Here is a 17,843-nt window from a genome sequence, read left to right as displayed (position 1 = left end):
ATTTTTATGTTTATCAAAAGAATAACAACTATCGGATTACTTGTTTTTATTTCTGCTTGCTCGAGCAACTATATCCCAAAATCATCATGTGCTGCAGCACCAGTGCCAGATCAAGATGGTCATACTCAAACCGATATTCGCAGTGAAAAGACTAAGAAGCATGGATGCAGTGAATTTGATGCTGCTATGGATATTGCACAAGCTGTTTTAACCGAAAGCTCAAAAGGCAATTCTTGCAGAAGTAAAAAAGGTAAAGCGCGAAAGGAATGTGAACAACAAGTACAAGCAATTACTGACTCAATTAATAATAGAATCAAGGAATAGCTTTAAATATACCCATGATACCTGAAGATGCATGTTTCAGGACTTTTTCAGCGCCAATTCTTTGAGGCGCATTAGCGAAGGAATATCGGGATTCTTTCGAGCTAATGTAACAAAGAAGAATTGGCGCTGAGAAGTCCACGAAGTGCGAGTTGCACAGCTTGTTACTCTTCGTTGCCAGTGATAACAATAGCTCACTATTGCCGCACACTGTCGCCTTGATTAACAAGTTGTGCATTCTCGCTGAAATCGAGCATCTTCAGGTATCATATGGGTATATATTGCAAGCTATGACTAGCTGACAGCTACTTCTGTTGCTAAAGGGGTGTTGCATTGTAAATCGACTCTAATCTCATTGTATTTTGAGTGAACAGCAGGCCAAATATACGACTTATAACGCTCATCATTGATGACTTTGAGCGTGATTTCATCAGCTTGTATGACGGGCTGCTCAAGTAAGATTTCTTGCAAGCACTTATACAGTGGCTTGAACCTAGAAAACTCAGTTGGGTACGTTCTCAAGCGCAGAAAAAATTGTCGGTAGCAAGGCAGAACGTGCAGCAAGTAGTTAATCTACTTGCAAATGTTCTAACGTAGATAACGGCAATTTTAGCCAGCTTGTGAGCGTAGAGCGATTCACCCAATAGGTGATAACAGTTAATCAGATTATTTTCTTACTTTCATAAGCTTAAAAAGTTATTTAGCGTTCAACTGAGTTTTTTAGGTTGAACAGTGCACTGCATTTCATTCACTCACTCAGGCGATCAATCAACTGTAACATTCAATATGGACAGCTTGATCCCCGAGCACATCAAAGCCTGAGAGTAGCCATTGTAGCTGTTGTTCAGACAACACCATTGCTCATTATCAATTTTTTGCGGCCATTTAAACTTGTCTAGCTCGAGACGTTTGTACCAAAGTGCAAACCCTGTTTGTCCCAGTACAGAATTTTGGAGTTTGTCTCGACCTTTATTGCAAAACACAAATACGCTGCCATCGGTTGATGGGAAGTTCAATTGTTGCTCAACGATGATGCTCAAACCGTTTATCGACTTACGAAAATCAATAAAGTCACGATAAAGATAAACTTTAGGTGGCGATTTAAACATGATCATGATTGCAGTCCTTTAATGACATCAATGATGAGTTGTGGCTAGAGCTTATGAGGCTGATGATGTTTAGTGAAGATGTACTTCGGCACACGCTTACAAAAAAGTGCGAGCAACAGGTGCAAGCAATAACTGATTCGATTAATAAACAATTAACAGATTTGATAACTTTTTAGTATTTATAAAGGTAACAGGAATATTACTTTTGAACGAAAGTGATATTCCATTGATAAAGCGATGACGATTAGGCCGAAGCATCACTGATCACTAATGATGAGAGTTTGCTTGATGCAAACTCTAAAAAAAATCATCCGGAGCGATCATATCTATATGTCCATCATTAGGCTTTACAAGACAAGGCTGATTTTTTTGTACTGCTGTAGTTTGTTTGGAGTGCATTCCAAAGTTAAAAAATAACTTCTCCCCAATTGCATCTGGTAAGTATTTAAATAGTTCATTCTTAGAGTAGCTTTCATCTTCATCAAGAGTTTGCCCTTCATAGGCTTTTTCTAATCCTTCTGCCTCAAATAGATTAAACCCGCTTTTAGTTACACATTTTGAAAAAATCAATTCTGCAATTCCATCAAAATCACCAGACATCCCATTCAACAATGCAACCCTCACCAAAAATCCACATATACGTTCAGCCCCATTGAGTGCTTCTCTAATCGATTGCTTTATTATGCCTAACATCTGTTTTGATTCTAATTCATTGAAAACTGCCTCTGTTGTTTTTCGCCTCACAGAGTTATCAGGATCAATCCAAGATGTATCTTTAGTTTGAATTGCTAGAACACCTCTAAAGAAGCAAGCCCCATCACCAAATATTTTGTGATATTTATAGCCTTTTGGAACATCGACAGGGTTTCTATTCACTGTAGCACTTGAAGCCGCAGGTGGAAGAGTTTGATTATTTGAAGTTGATTCAATTTCAGCCTCCGTTAGTACTCCCATCATCAGCCCATCATATTTATCTTTGAATAATTCTGAAGCCGTATTCATGAGTGTTTGATTACTCTTCCAAACCGCCATTGTCACGTCATCTTTATCGAGGGTTGCTAATATCTTGTTGATTTGTGTCGGCAACCTTGCACTATCACTGATATCTTTTGCGAGCGCTTTCAACCATCTGGTTTGTTCATTTGATTCTAATTGGTAAAATTTTTCATCAGATTGATTCATACATAAATGACCTAACAGTTGAACTTTATCTGGGATACTTAATTGCTCAAGGTCTGAACTTTGAATAGCAAATGTATTACCTGAGTTGAGTGCTTGGAACATTTCTCCAAGTTTATTGGATGTTGAAGGGCTTGGTAAAGTAGAACTTTGTGTAACAACAGGAGCTTGTTGTGAGCTACATAGGACGCTTAGTAAATATCTTTCTGCTAAAGATTCTGAACGAGAATCTTCAGCGCACTTTGCGCGAAACATTTCATTGGTTGCCCAGCATTTGAACTTAACGTTATTTTCAATGTACGGGGCACCAATGAGATCAATTGCCGTTTGTGGTGATTCTTCGTAAATGTAAAGAATTATGTCAACTTGCTCAGACTCATCTGTAATTGCAGCAGCAAATACCTGTCCCATTACACCATCACTGTTTTGCCAGATTAAGAAATCTCGTTTCAGATCTTTTGTTAAGCTTTCGAACTCTCTAATTGCATCGCCTGTTTGTCCAGATTGAAATTTAGATTTGATTTGCTCTGCAATATCAGGATTAATATGTTGTTGTACATCTTGAGAATGCTCAACAAGTGTGGGGGCACTTAATAACTCAAAATAAGGAGTAATATTTTCTCTCCGACTTTCAAGTTCACCGAGTACTGTTATTCTTTTATCTGAATCAAGTGCTTTCATGCTCTCTGTTTTAAGAATCTCATTTTGTATTGAGTTCAGATAGTCGATGAACTCATTCAGCTCCAGGCTGTTTAAAACCCTTCTAACCCCATCATTTTCCGCAGTGAGCCTTCTAAATAAGTTCATTTGCTTTAGGCTTAACCCTTTCATTACTTTTAGAGCTAATTGTGGATAAGCCGTAAAACAATTAAGATCAGGATCAACATTCAATACAGCTAATGCGAACCTTTTAACATCGATATTTTGTGGAACGTTTTCTTGTATATAAACGAACATTGATGGAGTGACAATATCGATGTACTTCATGAGCGATATTAGCCTAGTACATTCGGTATTGTCTTCTAAGAACTGCCACTGTAGCTCAGGAGCCCATGATGGATAAAGTTGAGAAAGCATGACACTGACTTTAGCATCATAAGCACTTTTTTGCTCCTTTAAGCATGACGTTAAAAAGCTTGCCTGCAACGCTAAAGGAATCTTGGAAACAAAAGCAGAATCAATAAGAAATAGCTGTTTAGTAGACTCGAAATCTGTAGATTTGTCTTCAGTAATCTGTTGCTCAAGGTATAAATCGCTCATCTTTCCAAGAACATCATATGGCTTTTCCTGACAAGTCCTCTCTATGACGATTACCGCTTTATTTAAAGGTAAACCATCAAAGTCTCCTTTTTGAGGCTCACATTTAGTCATACATTCACTAAAATGTTCGGGTTCAAGATGTTTCCAAAAATCTTTCTTTATTTCATCCGATTGAGAGTCCTTTAGCGTTTGCTGAACCTCAACCCTGCTCATCTCATTAGTATTGTACTTATATGCCAAATCAGAGCCTGTCATTTTGGAAAAATCAGGAATGACTTCATCTGTTACGCCTGCTCTATTTTCAGTTCTAAACTCCACAGAAGAAGCTATCTGTTGTCTTTGAGATTGTAGTGAAGATTGATTTGAAGCAACTAAAGTTGATGCTTCTGAAGAGGTTGAAAAATTATTGCCCCATTGGGGTGGAGTCTTAAAGCTTGGGCTTTCCCTTCCAGTTTTAGCAGTCACTCTTCTATGTATAGCTACAGGTGAAGAAGCTGAAGAAGGTGTTGATGTTTTTCGGGGAGGGTTTAGTTCTTTTGGTGATGGCTGAGTATGTGAAACCTGACTTAAATGTGAAGCAGACTGCCGGACAGTCCTTTCTGTATTAGGGCCCACTTGAATAACAGCTTCGTAACTTTGAGTTTGTTCCCTCTTAATTAATAGCCGCATTATTGAAGCAAGCTCTGACTGACTATCCAACGTCCTCCCAAGATAACCAGCATCATCTATATCACCATAATATGAAGGCATTCGGTTTAAAATGTCATTCACAACTGATCGATCTACACCATTTAATATCTTCGCTTTTTGAGCATCAGTTACAATCTCGGATTGAGCAATAAACGTTCTAACCAACCAGCGACTTGTCCGATGCTTATCATCATTAGCATAATCAACTCTTACTTGATCTTTCCAACCTGAACCAAGCCATTTTTTCCGCTGGACAAAAAAATCATGAGTTTCTAGGTTAAAAGACACCTTATATGTGTGTTTTTTAAAACCGAACCCTTTAACTTTAAACTCAGCTGTTTTCAAACCATCTGCTGAAGTTTCTTGGGGTATCTTGACATAGGTAAGAGCATTCGCTCCAACTGGTTCTGGCATGCTCTCCCCCTTTTTTTACTAAAAACCACCTAATGAAATTATATCTCTTTGCATTATTACTCACAGTTAAATGTTGTTCACAAAGGGTTAATTAGAGTAGTACTGAATCAAATTGAATAGTCTTCTTTATTAAGTGTTTTAATTTACAGCAACTAAACTTGATTCAGTGGTAATAGCCCCCTAACATGGGGAAAAATTTTTCCAATCACAAGGACAGGAATGTCTCAATATAATGTAATTTTACTTTGTGGTGGTGGTAGTGACGAGCATGAAATTTCTTTGATTTCAGCAGACTACATTAAAGCCCAACTTGAACGTTTTTCACAAGTAAATTTAATCAAAATAAACTTAAACAGTGGTGGGCAATTTACGAACAATAATGGTCAACACGTTTTACTAAAGGACAAGCAATTAGTTAACGCTGATCAATGTTCTCTGATTACCCATATTGACTTCGTTATCCCTTGTTTTCATGGTTTTCCAGGTGAGACAGGAGATATCCAATCATTTCTAAGATTAAATAATCTACCTTTTTTAGGCACTGATGCTGAGGCCAGTATTCATTGCTTTAATAAAGCAACTGCAAAGCAGTGGTTTACAGCGTTGGGAATTCCTAATACGCCTTATTTATTCTTAACCGAGCTTAGCACTGAAAGCGTAAGACAAGTTGAAGAAGCCGTAGATAATTGGGGTTCAGTTTTTATCAAGGCCACCAACCAAGGCTCATCAGTTGGATGTTATAAAGTTGACTCAAAAGAAGAAATCAAAGAAAAGCTACAATTAGCTTTCGGTTTTAGCTCTTATGTTTTGGTTGAAAAAACCATGAATGCAAGAGAGCTTGAGGTTGCTGCCTATGAGTACGGTGGTGAAACGGTCATCACTCCTCCAGGTGAAATAATTTGTGATAAAAACACCTTTTATGATTTTGCTGAAAAGTATTCAGAGGAAAGTAAAGCCAGCACAGATGTAATAGCCAAAAACCTTGATTGTGAAACGTTAAGTAAAATTGCTGAATATAGCGCAAAGGCGTTTAAAGGGATGAAGCTGCGCCACTTATCAAGAATTGATTTCTTTTTAACTGACAACAATCAAATTTTACTAAATGAAATTAACACCTTCCCTGGTATGACACCGATTTCTATGTTTCCTCAGATGCTTATCAATAATGGGCATGACTTTGGTGAGTTTTTGATGAAAATCATCGAAGAGCAGGCTAAATAATTAGTATCTATGTCCTATATACCCATGATACTGAAGATGCATGTTTCAGGACTTTCTCAGCGCCAATTCTTTGAGGCGCATTAGCGAAGGAATATCGGGATTCTTTCGAGCTAATGTAACAAAGAAGAATTGTCGCTGAGAAGTCCACGAAGTGCGAGTTGCACAGCGTGTTACTCTGTGTTTCCAGTGCTAACAATAGCTCACTATTGCCGCACACTGTCGCCTTGATTAACAAGCTGTGCATTCTCGCTGAAATCGAGCATCTTCAGGTATCATGGGTATACACAGTTTGGATAAGGTGATATCCAAACTGTGTTTTAACTGGGCCATGAATTTCCAAAACAGGTTTTTTGAAAACTACGTTATCGAAAGCCTTTACCATTTCCCCTGGTCCAAACTCACCTAAATCACCCTGTTTTCTTTTTGAGGGACATATAGAATGCTTTTTGGCCAACTTACCAAAATCAGCTCCCTTGTCTAATTCACTTTTTAGTTTTTCAGCTTCTTCTTTGGTTTTTACCAAAATATGACGTGCGCAAGCTCTAGGCATTTAATTGACTCAATCACTTAAATAAATGCGCAGATTTTATCACATTGCGTTATTTTTTTCTCTATTGGCTATTCTCAAAAGTGAATAAACTTTAATGCAAGTTTTTTTGTTCAACATGAGATAATTAGCTATAACTTTTTGAATCTAAAACTGAAGATAAAATCGCATTCATTGGCATCTGCCGATACGAGTTGGAGTCAACCTCAACATAATGAATTCCAGCAATCTTGTGAAAATATCAAGCAGTACTTAACTTGTATTCAACAAGAATTTGTAGAGCTTTTTCCTGAACACATATATTTAGTAGAGTTTTTTGCAATTTATTAAAACCAACTTGAAGCGTGGCAGACTTCTGAACCTTTTATTAAAACTTATCAACGGGAAGAAGAAGCGCTTTGCTCTATTCATCAATCTTTAAGTAATCCCGAGTATCAAAATTTGCCAACCCCTACTAAAAAATCTGCAATTTTAAATACATTACCTGTAGGTGCATCCTGACATAAAGAAAGCAGGCAAGCACGATTGGGCGCCATTTCTGAGTACAGATACCTCATTGAGTGATGAAAAAACACTAGAAATTTATGCCTTACGCAGGGGAATTGAAGTGTATTTCAAAGAAGCCTTTGGAATGCTTTATTCTCGACTTTTTCAATGCCTGCACAAGTTAGATATGGCAAGTGAGTGTGGGCTACTCACATCCGCTTTTTTACGATACGTTTTTAAACGGCTTGCTTCACTTGCAGATAGCAATTTAGGTGATATTTGCGCTGAGTTTGAACTTGCATCTTCTGAATTAGAAAAAAATGGTTACATCCAAGGCACTGTAAGAAAAAGTCAATTCCCCCACATACACCTTCACCAGAATTCCCGATTAAAAACGACAAAGGAGCTGATGCCCCTCCAACACCTAGATCAAAGTGGTGCAGCTGCGTTATTAGCTAACATCATTTCGTTTCAATCTAGCCAAATAAAACCCATCAAACCCTGTTGTTGCTGGCGTAATATTCTCATCATCAATAAATTCGAATTGATCGTTATTTGATAAAAATTCATCAATTTGTTGGCGGTTTTCTTCTGGCATAATGGAGCATGTTGCGTAAATCAACATGCCACCCGGTTTAACCATGCGGCTGTAGCTTTGCAAAATGTCTTTTTGTAGTTGAACCAACACAGGTAAGCGCTCTGAAGTATCACGCCACTTTGAATCTGGGTTACGCTTTAATACGCCAAGCCCTGAACATGGAACATCCAGTAATACTCTATCAGCCGTTAACTTGAGACGCTTAATGGTTTTACTGCTGGCAATAATTCGAGTTTCAACATTATGTGCACCTGCTCGCTTTGCACGATCTTTTAGTGCATCGAGTTTCCATTGCTCAACATCCATAGCCAATAGACGCCCTTTACCCTGCATTTGAGCAGAAATATGTAAGGTTTTACCACCCGCTCCTGCACACGCATCGATCACTCGCATCCCCGGTTTGGCATCAACGGCTTTAGCAACGAGTTGCGAACCCGCATCTTGCTGCTCGAACAATCCGGCTTTAAAAGCTTTACTGCGGAATAACGGCGAATTGGACGTCACTTCTAATGCCGAAGGCACGCCATCTACCGTTACGGTCTCAACACCTTCTTTCGATAATTCTTTTTTTAATGCATCTCTATCTGTTTTAAGTGCATTAGCTCGCAAATATCGCTTAGCTGGCTCAAGAAGTGCTTTACGCTCAGCTGGCCATTGTTCGCCAAGTTGAGATTTACCAATATCTTCTAGCCACTGAGGGCAACCATCCCAAAGCACTTCGTCTTGTTTGGCTTTTTTAAGCAGCGTTTCAAACTCATTTTTATTGAATACACCAATCTTTGGCAATTTTGCGGGATTCAACTGGTGGAATTGATGCCAAACAATAAGAAGCTTCTCAGTATTTTTAGCTGCATCCTCCAACGGAAGATTAGCAAGGTATGCGTATAAGTTTAAGCGGCGCATCAGATCACCCACAACCATAGTAATTCTTGCTTGCTCATTGGGTTGCAACTTCACTTCAGAGAAGGTGATTGAGTAACCTCTATCTAATGGTTTTGTTTGCTCTAAAACCAGCTTTAAAACATTGGTTACCAGTCGAGCTGATTGTGAACAAAGAGGATGTTTGAGCATTTTACTAAAACCTAGAGAGTTACATCAGGGATGCGGATCATAGGGGGTTTGGTCGAAAAAATCTATTATTAGATCTGTAAAATATCATTCGTCTTAAAATTAGTCATAAATGTTATCTTGCGAAGGTATATTTATAAAGGTTCATGTCTAATCCATCTTAAGTTAATGCTCAATTAGGTATAATTGAATAGTTACTAAACTTCTGGATAAGAATATGTCAATCAGTTGTGCTTATGCTGTTTACTCGAGTCGTTCTGAAGCCGCGTCAACAATTCAAAGCGACCCTCAAGCTGTTGAGATTGCAGCAATTCCTGGAGACAATTGTCGTTTAAGGCAAGTTGATTCGCACTTATCTGTGTATGAAGACGCTTTTAATGGCGATACCATCGCTGGAGTTAAAGCTAGTACACTTGTTAACTTTACTGGTACAAAATCATTTTATATCAAAGGCTCACGTGAATTTAGAAGTGAAACGGTATCATTTAACGATGGCGAACCTTTAAAATCAAGGCGTACCGTCGAAAGCCCTTTATGGACAACCATAAAATTTAAATTTGGTTTCCACAACGGAGATACAGGACGTGAGCTTGTAAAATATCTTAATAATGGAATAAAACAATATCATGATCATCATAAAACAAGAACAGAAGAACCATTCCATGTAACACCTATAAACCGTAGGTTTAAATCCAGCGATTAATTAAAGATTGAGAGCTGTATTATCCTAAAAGCATTAGTGTGCTGAACTCTCGAGTATTTCTTGTTTGTTCTTGATGACCAGATTTTTTTTTGCATTCATATATCTTTGAGCTGGTTGTTCATCAGGAAGTAAACCTAAACCAGATAATTTTGATTCTTTTGCCAAGCAAAGTGCTCTTTGCTCAAAGGCTGCATCTACATCTTTCCATGCTTTTACATAAGCAAAACGACTATACTGTCCATGAGTGTTAGGAAAATGTTTTTTACACATCCTTGCCCCACTTTTAGCTCTTCTGATAAAAACTTACTTAACGCTCTAAAGTTTGGGGTTTCAATGATAATAAAGCCCCTAAACTTTCGTTTAGAGGCTTTCAAACATTTCAGTAAAACTGATTAGTACCCTTTCACACCTTTCATATCAGGAAGGTGATGTGCAATACCTTTATGACAATCGATACACGTTTTCTCGCCACTTGCCAATGACGTCGAGTGCGCTTCAGCTGCTCGTGGTGACTGTCTAGTAAAGTCCATATAGTCGAAGTTATGACAATTACGGCATTCCAAAGAATCGTTAGCCTTCAACCTCGCCCATTCGTGCTCTGCTAACTCACGACGATGCGCTTCAAACTTCTCACGTGTGTTAATGGTGCCAAAAATTTTGCCCCAAACTTCTTTCGAAGCCTGCATTTTACGGGCAATTTTATCAGTCCACTTATGTGGTACGTGACAATCAGGACACGTTGCTCTAACGCCACTTCGGTTTGTGAAGTGAATCGTCGTTTGCAACTCGCGGTACACGTTATCTTCCATCTCGTGGCAACTGATACAGAACTTCTCAGTATTGGTTGCCTCTAGAGCGGTGTTGAATCCACCCCAGAAGATAATGCCTGCGATGAAACCACCGATGGTTAGAAAACCTAAGCTGTAATGAACACTAGGTTTAGCTAATATACGCCAGATTTTTTTCAACTTATCTAACATTTGGCCTCCTAGTGCTTAGCAGCCTTTTTCGCCGCATCTGCATCAAGCAACTTATCGACATCAATAAATACGTTATCAACTAAAGGCTGCGCATTGTCTTGTGGTACGTGACACTGAGTACAAAAATAACGACGTGGTGAAACTTGAGCAAGCACGTGATTATCTCTATTCATGTAGTGAGTAACACTTACCATTGGTGCGCCCGACTCTTTGATTCGAGAACGGTCGTGACAACTCAAACATTGATTAACTTTTATATCAATTTGATATTTATTTGCTTTGTGCGGAATCATAGGGGCTTGAGTAGGAAAAGCTCTACCATAAGTACCTTGATGATCCACTTCATTTTTCAATGCTGGAGGTGTTGGTTCAATATTGATCGGCTGTTGACGTAATGTTGCAACTTTATCAGCTGGAACCGCTTCATCTTTCGCTGAAACCGAAATTGCAGAACAAGTTAACGCAATCAGTGCAGCCGCTTTCAACGCATGTTTTGTGATTGATTTCATGACTGACTCCTTATGCTTTAATCACTTTCACAGCACACTTTTTAAAGTCTGTCTGCTTAGAAAGAGGATCCGTTGCATCAAGTGTTACCTTGTTAATTAACTGGCTTGCATCGAAAAATGGTACGTAAACTAAGCCCACTGGAGGTTTGTTACGGCCACGGGTTTCAACACGGGTACGAATTTCACCACGACGAGATTGAACAATCACCTCATCGCCACGACGTAACCCACGCTTCTTAGCTTCTTGAGGGTGCATAAAGCACACTGCATTCGGGAATGCTTTATAAAGCTCAGGAACACGTTGAGTCATAGAGCCTGTATGCCAATGCTCAAGCACACGACCAGTACATAACCATAGGTCGTATTCTTCATCTGGCGACTCTGCAGGTGGCTCGTAAGGTAGTGCCCAAATTACGGCTCGACCATCTGGCTTACCGTAGAACTCAAAACCTTTACCTGGTGTGACATACGGATCAGAGCCTTCACGGAAACGCCATAGTGTTTCTTTACCATCAACAACAGGCCAGCGAAGACCATGAACTTCGTGATAAGTATCAAATGGCGCTAAATCATGTGCATGACCACGGCCAAAGGTAGCGTACTCTTCAAATAAGCCTTTTTGAACATAGAAGCCGAATGCTTCAGATTCTTGGTTATCGTACTTTTCATCCATTTCTGCAAGTGGGAACTTGTTCACTTGGCCATTTTGGTAAAGCACTTCAAATAACGTTTTACCTTTGTACTCAGGATGTGCAGCAAGTACGTCTTTTGGCCACACCTCATCAGTAGTAAAGCGTTTTGCAAACTCCATGGTTTGCCATAAATCAGATTTTGATTCACCTGGTGCTTTGACCATTTGATGCCAGAACTGAGTACGGCGTTCAGCATTACCGTAAGCTCCTTCTTTCTCAACCCACATTGCAGTAGGAAGAATCAAGTCAGCCGCTTGAGTCGATACCGTTGGGTATGGATCAGACACTACGATGAAGTTTTCAGGGTTACGCCAACCCGGAAGCATTTCTTCATTGATGTTCGGGCCAGCTTGCATGTTGTTGGTTACTTGAGTCCAGTAACAGTTCAACTCGCCATCTTTAAGTTTACGGCTTTGTAATACAGCGTGGAAACCTGGTTTTGGTGGAATGATGCCCGCTGGGATCTTCCAAATGTCTTCAGCAATCTTACGGTGCTTAGGATTCTTAACCACCATGTCAGCAGGTAGACGGTGAGCAAAAGTGCCAACCTCACGCGCAGTACCACATGCAGATGGCTGACCTGTTAGTGAGAATGGGCTGTTACCCGGAGTCGCAATTTTACCCGTTAATAAGTGGATGTTATAAAGCAGGTTGTTACACCAAACACCACGAGTATGCTGGTTAGCACCCATTGTCCAAAACGAAGTGATCTTCAAGTTAGGATCGGCATACCATTTAGCAAGTTGAATCAGCTTATCTTCTGGTACACCAGAAATTTCACTGGCTTTTTCAACTGTGTATTCTGAAACAAATTTCTTAAATGCTTCAAAATCGATTGGCTGAGAACCACCAGCATTTTTTGCATTTTTAGCGTTAATTTCACGAGGATCAGTAGGACGCAAACCATAACCAATATCGGTATTACCTTTACGGAAGTTGGTATGTTTGTTTACAAAGTCCCAGTTAACGGCATCGTTTTGAACAATGTAATTCGCAATAAAGTTTAGAATGGCTAAATCACCTTGTGGTGTAAACACCATAGGTAAATCAGCGAGATCAAATGAGCGATGCTTATAAGTAGACAGAACACCTACTTTAACGTGTGATGCACTTAAACGACGGTCTGTTACACGAGTCCAAAGAATTGGATGCATTTCAGCCATGTTCGAGCCCCAAAGCACGAAACGGTCAGCTTCTTCCATATCATTGTAACAACCCATTGGTTCATCGATACCAAAGGTACGCATGAAACCACCAACCGCAGACGCCATACAATGACGAGCGTTAGGATCAATATTGTTCGAACCAAAACCCGCTTTCATCAATTTAACGGCGGCATAACCTTCCCATACCGTCCACTGGCCAGAACCGAACATACCAATCGCTGTTGGGCCTTTTTTCTTAATGGTTTCTTTCCATTTTTCAGCCATGATATCGAAAGCACTGTCCCAAGATATAGGGGTAAACTCACCATGCTTGTCGTATTTACCATTAGTCATACGCAACAGTGGTTGAGTTAAACGGTCTTTGCCATACATAATTTTTGATAGGAAGTAGCCTTTAACGCAGTTAAGACCTTTGTTGACTTCACAATCCGGGTCACCGTTTGTCGCAACCACTTTACCGTTCTTGGTACCAACCATGACAGAACAGCCTGTTCCGCAGAAACGGCACGGCGCTTTGTTCCAATCAAGCTTTGTTTGCTCTGAACTTGTTATGAGGTTTCCTGCTGTTGCAGGCAATGCTAAACCGGCTGCACTGGCCGCAGCAATGGCAGCATTCGCCTTCATAAACTCACGTCTATTCATTTTCATATCTCGCCCTCGTCGAGCTCTTCACACTGGTGATAAACCATGGATGATGAAAGCACACCGGGTAAATTACCCACTGCATCTACATCGTCCATCAACCCTCGTTTACTGGTGCCTTCAATCACCACCACCAGTTTGACCTCATCGTTTACCGATAACTCAGCGTTTTCCATAGCCATGATAGCTTGACGCACGGCAGACATTTTTTCAGGAAGCACTTGGACAACCAAGCTGGTCACGTGAAGTTCTTTGCTCATTTTGTCACTCTAAAATTTTAAAATTGCTTTTGATTATTTGTGCATTTCGTGGGGCTTTAACTTGGACCTGGAGGTCCAATTAAAATTTGGCTCATCCACACTAAAAAGCCATAGCCACCGACGATTAACACAGAAAGTAACGGCGCTAAGAATACGGTTAAAAAAATGAAGATTTTTAATTCCGACTTCTTTTCATCGCTCGAAGTGTCACTCATGCATCCTCCTTTCGGATTGTTGATGTTTGTTCTTCGGTACGAAAATATTATCTTGAATGGGGTTTAAGCTATATAGCAAAAACCTTTTAAAGTTAAGGGTTGATTGATCCAGATCATTCAATCGCTACGTTTAACCTTGTTGAAAAGACAACAAGCTAAACAGTATGGTTTTTAGACAGCTGCTGATGTGATATTGATCACACTCTTAATGCTGGCAATTAGAACGATATAGAGTAAAAATTCTATTAAAACCAGTCATATCACAGCCTTTAGTAGTCACCCTTGATTTTGATCAAGTCCAGATAAAGATAAGATATTAGTGTCATACCCATCAATGCTTTGTTGGTTGGCTTTTTTCCAGTAATCTTCGATTTGTCTTTTTGACTTCCGTTGATGAGATTGATTTAAATCTTCTCTTTGCCCAACAAAGTCAAATAGGGGAACACCCATCCCACATGAAGATTGAGTATGTTCAACCTTAACAACAAAAATTTGTCTTGCACCCGCCAGTGGCTCAAATAATCCGTATAGATCACTCCACTGTGAATCGGCTTGATGAACAGCCCTAGCTTGGCCATATAATCGAAGGATCAAAGGTTTATCTTTAAAGGCACAAAACATAATGGTCATTCTATGGTTTTGCTGTACATGAGCCGATGTTTCATTACCGCTACCTGTAACATTTAGCCAAGCTACAGTGTTTTCGTCGATAACTTTTAAGCTATCCATACCTTTTGGAGACAGATTAACTGTCCCCTCAGGCGCAGCTGTCGCTACAAAAAACATTTTTTGATTCTCAATAAACTCTCGTTGGACTTTATTAATACTAGTTAGCAGCTTCCCCATAACGTTCCTTAAAATTTTGCTCTTTGAATTATGTAATCGGTCCACTTATCAGATGAAAAGGTACCAATACTTTCACCATTTTGGAATAGCTTTTCCTCACAATAAGCTTCAGCAACTTGAGCTTCACCATACTTGAGTAATGTCGCCGCTGTTATTGCTTTCGCAAGGTGATCAACAATAATTCTAAGGCGAAACTCTATATTTTCCGCTGCAGCTAAAAGTTGTAACATTTGATCGATAAATTGATCGTACTTTCCATATCTTCCTTTCTGTTTTTTTAGCTCTTTCAGCAAGCTTTCTATAACTTCAGGCTCTTTAAGCATGACTTTTAAAAAATCTAGGCATTGAACATTACCAGAGCCTTCCCAAATCGCATTTACAGGAGCTTCACGATACAAGCGAGGTAAAAAGTTATCTTCAACATAACCGATCCCAACTATCGACTCCATGGCTTCATAGATAAAATGCGGCGCTCGTTTACAAATCCAATACTTACCAATTGCGGTAACAATGCGAGTAAATTGCTTTTCTGATTCATCGTTTTGATTATCCAACGCATGTGCAACTCGCATTGATAACGCTAGAGCAGCCTCGGATTCTAAAGCTAGATCAGCCAAGACATTCCTCATTAGTGGTTGTTCGATAAGTTTCTTACCAAAAGCTTCACGTTGCGATGTAAAGTTTAATGCATGAGACAATGCGCTTCTCATTAATGCCGAAGAGCTAACCATACAATCAAAGCGAGTAAGAGAAACCATATCAATGATGGTTCTAACACCTCGACCTTCATCACCAATTAGCCAAGCAAAAGCACCTCGAAATTGAATTTCTGATGAAGCGTTTGATTTATTGCCGAGTTTATTTTTTAAGCGCTGAATTTGAAAATAATTCTTGTCACCATCAGGTGTCCAACGAGGCATTAAAAAACACGAGAAACCACTTTCTGTTTGTGCTAAGACTAAAAAACCATCTGACATTGGTGCCGAACAAAACCACTTATGACCAACTATTCTATAAGCTTCCCCATTGCCAGCTTTTGAAATAGGCTCTGCAAAGGTTGTATTTGCTCTCACATCGGAGCCACCTTGTTTTTCGGTCATGGCCATGCCTATGGTAACTCCAGCCTTTTCATGATGCGGCTTATCATCACCATCATATTGAGCAGCAGTGATCTTTGTGATCCATTGCTTCGCGATTGTAGGGCTATGTTTTAACGCTGCTATAGAAGCAAACGTCATTGTGAGAGGGTAGCCCGACCCAGCATCAGCCTCCATATTGCATTAACTGGTGATATGAAGGATGAAAGTCTACTCGGTCAATTCGATTACCATTGCGGTCATGAGAGACAAACTCTGGTGAATACCTGTTTGCAAGTTCACCATACTCTGTTCCTTGATAGCCATAAAACACCCCAAGCTCATGAAGCTTTTTCTCAGCCCAGTTACCATTAAATTTTTTTAACCAAAACTGTATTACACAATCGCTTTGATAAAGGCTATAACTTTGCCAAAGGGGCTGATTTTTGACTTCGTGAGTTTGAAGTGTTGATAAAAACTCAGCAAGTGGTGTCGACTCATACATTAAAATAACCTACAAGCAGTAATTACGAAGAATTAAAAAGAACTAATGTTGTTCGACAACTTATTAAAATTGCTTAATTAGAGCAAATTTCACTCAACTTAGAGATTAGAATAGAGTTATGAAAATCTTATTCCTTTTTACATTGTGGCTGTAGTAGAGACGCCTCTTTCTATTGCGCAAAATACAGAGATCGCTTCAGCAATTGAAGGGATAGATTTCAAGCACTTTTTACAAGGCAGAACTTGTACTCTAAAATTTAGAAAAACAAGTGGAGAAAAAGTTACCTACGAAGTAACAATACAAAAAGATTTCATAGATGCAAGAGAGAAGAGCATACTCCCTAGGTTTCTTATCGATTGCGAAGGCAGTAATAAGCCGAGTAAAGACAGTTCAACAGCTAGCCAAGTCCTAGACCATTTATATCAATGCAAAAAACTTTCTACAGAAGGATTTATTAAACTCATTCTATTACCTGGATACTTAAATGAAAGGTCGCTAGGTGCACTTCGAAACGTAAACGGAAAAACAGTAACCGAGCTAGTGACATTAACTGTTAATTTAGGTAATAAATGCGAGCGAAATGACAGAGTTCTGACTCAGGCACTCTTTGCTTGCCAACCAAATTTAGTAGCAAAAGAACTTGAAAAAAAATCTGATGACGAACTTACGCAACTCTTCAAAAGGGAAGAATGGGTGTCCCAAGAACAAAAAGTTGAAATACTTTTTGCGCTACCACAAGAACAAAGAGGAAATTTTCTAAAGAGTTTAAAACAAAATGAACTGTTCGAAGTATTTGGGCTCGGCGATAAAATTAGTCGGGTTACTTCAGTGAAGCTGCTTAATCATATATTTGAGTTTTGTGAGCAACAGCAAGATAACACTCTTATTGAGTGTTTAAAGCTACTTAATGACACTCAAATTATAGTGTTTCTTTATTCTAGGCCACCGAAAAAGATATTAGAGATAATCTCTCAACTGCCACCCCAAACGTTTTGTACTTTTATAAAAGCCGTATTAAATGACACCACACTAAGTTCATATTTGTTTATTGATCCAACCGATGAAGATAATTTAAATTTTGAAAGTGAAAAGAAAAATCGGACTGAATTCCTCGCTGAAGTTTGTGAATTTGTAGCCCAAAACCAATCAAATTGTCTAGTTGAAAAACTAATTACATCATTACTTCAAGAAGAAACAGAGACACTTTTAAAGTTTTGTTCGGAGGCGTTTATTGCTGACTCTTCTACACAAATATTATGGAAATTGAACTTATTATCGTTTCGTTGATCTGATCAGTAAATTACACTAGATAAGGCAACGCATCATGTCAATTTTCAACCAAGATCTATGGTCAAA

General features: G+C 39.2%; 18 protein-coding genes. 4 read left to right on the top strand and 14 right to left on the bottom strand.

The genetic code is table 11. From position 1 onward, the window contains the following. The first annotated feature begins 6 nt into the window (after positions 1–6). Positions 7–324, top strand: coding sequence for a hypothetical protein (locus JQC92_RS12715; protein ID WP_205000010.1), 318 nt, complete (start codon positions 7–9; stop codon positions 322–324). Positions 325–615: 291 nt separating this feature from the next. Here the strand turns inward: JQC92_RS12715 and JQC92_RS12710 are convergent, their stop codons facing one another. The 3 genes from JQC92_RS12710 to JQC92_RS12700 all read right to left on the bottom strand — a co-directional run bounded on the left by JQC92_RS12710 (position 616) and on the right by JQC92_RS12700 (position 4,973). Then, the gene (locus tag JQC92_RS12710; RefSeq protein WP_276315803.1) at positions 616–843 is read right to left on the bottom strand and encodes an IS66 family transposase; all 228 of its coding nucleotides are present in this window, start codon (positions 841–843) and stop codon (positions 616–618) included. 242 nt (positions 844–1,085) lie between these two features. Continuing rightward, complete coding sequence (tnpB, locus tag JQC92_RS12705; RefSeq protein ID WP_205000008.1) at positions 1,086–1,436, bottom strand: IS66 family insertion sequence element accessory protein TnpB; 351 nt, start codon at positions 1,434–1,436, stop codon at positions 1,086–1,088. 291 nt (positions 1,437–1,727) lie between these two features. Continuing rightward, positions 1,728–4,973, bottom strand: a complete 3,246-nt coding sequence (locus JQC92_RS12700) for a hypothetical protein (RefSeq protein ID WP_205000007.1) — start codon at positions 4,971–4,973, stop codon at positions 1,728–1,730. Between the two features lie 219 nt (positions 4,974–5,192). Between JQC92_RS12700 and JQC92_RS12695 the strand changes: the two genes are divergently transcribed. Then, entirely contained in the window at positions 5,193–6,194 is a 1,002-nt protein-coding gene (locus tag JQC92_RS12695) for a D-alanine--D-alanine ligase (protein ID WP_205000006.1), read from the top strand. Positions 6,195–6,459: 265 nt separating this feature from the next. Here the strand turns inward: JQC92_RS12695 and JQC92_RS12690 are convergent, their stop codons facing one another. Continuing rightward, on the bottom strand, positions 6,460–6,744 hold the full coding sequence (locus JQC92_RS12690; RefSeq protein ID WP_205000005.1) for a peptidylprolyl isomerase: 285 nt from the start codon (positions 6,742–6,744) through the stop codon (positions 6,460–6,462). A 934-nt stretch (positions 6,745–7,678) separates the two neighbouring features. Next, positions 7,679–8,896, bottom strand: a complete 1,218-nt coding sequence (locus JQC92_RS12685; protein ID WP_205000004.1) for an RsmB/NOP family class I SAM-dependent RNA methyltransferase — start codon at positions 8,894–8,896, stop codon at positions 7,679–7,681. A gap of 214 nt (positions 8,897–9,110) precedes the next feature. Here JQC92_RS12685 and JQC92_RS12680 point away from each other — a divergent pair, with 214 nt between their 5' ends. Then, the gene (locus JQC92_RS12680; RefSeq protein ID WP_205000003.1) at positions 9,111–9,596 is read left to right on the top strand and encodes a hypothetical protein; all 486 of its coding nucleotides are present in this window, start codon (positions 9,111–9,113) and stop codon (positions 9,594–9,596) included. 33 nt (positions 9,597–9,629) lie between these two features. Here JQC92_RS12680 and JQC92_RS12675 read toward each other — a convergent pair whose 3' ends face one another. The 9 genes from JQC92_RS12675 to JQC92_RS22910 all read right to left on the bottom strand — a co-directional run bounded on the left by JQC92_RS12675 (position 9,630) and on the right by JQC92_RS22910 (position 16,487). Then, positions 9,630–9,866 (bottom strand): hypothetical protein, encoded by a 237-nt coding sequence (locus tag JQC92_RS12675; RefSeq protein WP_205000002.1) that lies wholly within the window; start codon positions 9,864–9,866, stop codon positions 9,630–9,632. Positions 9,867–9,988: 122 nt separating this feature from the next. Beyond that, positions 9,989–10,576: a cytochrome c3 family protein gene (locus JQC92_RS12670; protein ID WP_205000001.1), complete on the bottom strand. Its 588-nt coding sequence runs from the start codon at positions 10,574–10,576 to the stop codon at positions 9,989–9,991. Positions 10,577–10,584: 8 nt separating this feature from the next. Beyond that, positions 10,585–11,085 (bottom strand): nitrate reductase cytochrome c-type subunit, encoded by a 501-nt coding sequence (locus JQC92_RS12665; protein WP_205000000.1) that lies wholly within the window; start codon positions 11,083–11,085, stop codon positions 10,585–10,587. Positions 11,086–11,095: 10 nt separating this feature from the next. Beyond that, positions 11,096–13,585, bottom strand: a complete 2,490-nt coding sequence (gene napA, locus JQC92_RS12660) for a nitrate reductase catalytic subunit NapA (RefSeq protein ID WP_205000016.1) — start codon at positions 13,583–13,585, stop codon at positions 11,096–11,098. A gap of 2 nt (positions 13,586–13,587) precedes the next feature. Beyond that, the gene (locus JQC92_RS12655) at positions 13,588–13,845 is read right to left on the bottom strand and encodes a chaperone NapD (RefSeq protein ID WP_204999999.1); all 258 of its coding nucleotides are present in this window, start codon (positions 13,843–13,845) and stop codon (positions 13,588–13,590) included. Positions 13,846–13,901: 56 nt separating this feature from the next. Further along, positions 13,902–14,060: a periplasmic nitrate reductase, NapE protein gene (gene napE, locus JQC92_RS12650; protein ID WP_204999998.1), complete on the bottom strand. Its 159-nt coding sequence runs from the start codon at positions 14,058–14,060 to the stop codon at positions 13,902–13,904. 276 nt (positions 14,061–14,336) lie between these two features. Then, the gene (locus JQC92_RS12645; RefSeq protein WP_204999997.1) at positions 14,337–14,906 is read right to left on the bottom strand and encodes a pyridoxamine 5'-phosphate oxidase family protein; all 570 of its coding nucleotides are present in this window, start codon (positions 14,904–14,906) and stop codon (positions 14,337–14,339) included. 8 nt (positions 14,907–14,914) lie between these two features. Beyond that, positions 14,915–16,180 carry an acyl-CoA dehydrogenase family protein gene (locus JQC92_RS22915; protein WP_276315802.1) on the bottom strand — a complete coding sequence of 422 codons (1,266 nt, stop codon included), beginning with the start codon at positions 16,178–16,180 and terminating at the stop codon, positions 14,915–14,917. Further along, positions 16,170–16,487, bottom strand: a complete 318-nt coding sequence (locus JQC92_RS22910; protein ID WP_276315801.1) for a hypothetical protein — start codon at positions 16,485–16,487, stop codon at positions 16,170–16,172. Before JQC92_RS22910 ends, JQC92_RS22915 begins: the two co-directional genes overlap by 11 nt. Before the next feature lie 144 nt (positions 16,488–16,631). On the opposite strand from JQC92_RS22910, the gene JQC92_RS12635 reads away from it, so the two are divergent. Further along, a complete protein-coding gene (locus tag JQC92_RS12635; RefSeq protein ID WP_204999996.1) occupies positions 16,632–17,774 on the top strand; it encodes a hypothetical protein in 1,143 nt (380 codons plus the stop codon). Positions 17,775–17,843 lie beyond the last annotated feature (69 nt).

Origin of the sequence: Parashewanella hymeniacidonis (assembly GCF_016900895.1) — a bacterium.
Lineage (GTDB): Bacteria > Pseudomonadota > Gammaproteobacteria > Enterobacterales > Shewanellaceae > Parashewanella > Parashewanella hymeniacidonis.
Note: the sequence above shows the minus strand (reverse complement) of the source record. Positions and strands in the feature narration are given on the sequence as shown.

Bases quoted from the DNA above. Each gene is read 5' to 3' on its own strand.
- JQC92_RS12715 (WP_205000010.1), top strand. From the start codon at position 7: ATGTTTATCAAAAGAATAACAACTATCGGATTACTTGTTTTTATTTCT.
- tnpB (WP_205000008.1), bottom strand. From the start codon at position 1,436: ATGATCATGTTTAAATCGCCACCTAAAGTTTATCTTTATCGTGACTTT.
- JQC92_RS12700 (WP_205000007.1), bottom strand. From the start codon at position 4,973: ATGCCAGAACCAGTTGGAGCGAATGCTCTTACCTATGTCAAGATACCC.
- JQC92_RS12695 (WP_205000006.1), top strand. From the start codon at position 5,193: ATGTCTCAATATAATGTAATTTTACTTTGTGGTGGTGGTAGTGACGAG.
- JQC92_RS12690 (WP_205000005.1), bottom strand. From the start codon at position 6,744: ATGCCTAGAGCTTGCGCACGTCATATTTTGGTAAAAACCAAAGAAGAA.
- JQC92_RS12685 (WP_205000004.1), bottom strand. From the start codon at position 8,896: ATGCTCAAACATCCTCTTTGTTCACAATCAGCTCGACTGGTAACCAAT.
- JQC92_RS12680 (WP_205000003.1), top strand. From the start codon at position 9,111: ATGTCAATCAGTTGTGCTTATGCTGTTTACTCGAGTCGTTCTGAAGCC.
- JQC92_RS12675 (WP_205000002.1), bottom strand. From the start codon at position 9,866: ATGTGTAAAAAACATTTTCCTAACACTCATGGACAGTATAGTCGTTTT.
- JQC92_RS12670 (WP_205000001.1), bottom strand. From the start codon at position 10,576: ATGTTAGATAAGTTGAAAAAAATCTGGCGTATATTAGCTAAACCTAGT.
- JQC92_RS12665 (WP_205000000.1), bottom strand. From the start codon at position 11,085: ATGAAATCAATCACAAAACATGCGTTGAAAGCGGCTGCACTGATTGCG.
- napA (WP_205000016.1), bottom strand. From the start codon at position 13,585: ATGAATAGACGTGAGTTTATGAAGGCGAATGCTGCCATTGCTGCGGCC.
- JQC92_RS12655 (WP_204999999.1), bottom strand. From the start codon at position 13,845: ATGAGCAAAGAACTTCACGTGACCAGCTTGGTTGTCCAAGTGCTTCCT.
- napE (WP_204999998.1), bottom strand. From the start codon at position 14,060: ATGAGTGACACTTCGAGCGATGAAAAGAAGTCGGAATTAAAAATCTTC.
- JQC92_RS12645 (WP_204999997.1), bottom strand. From the start codon at position 14,906: ATGGGGAAGCTGCTAACTAGTATTAATAAAGTCCAACGAGAGTTTATT.
- JQC92_RS22915 (WP_276315802.1), bottom strand. From the start codon at position 16,180: ATGGAGGCTGATGCTGGGTCGGGCTACCCTCTCACAATGACGTTTGCT.
- JQC92_RS22910 (WP_276315801.1), bottom strand. From the start codon at position 16,487: ATGTATGAGTCGACACCACTTGCTGAGTTTTTATCAACACTTCAAACT.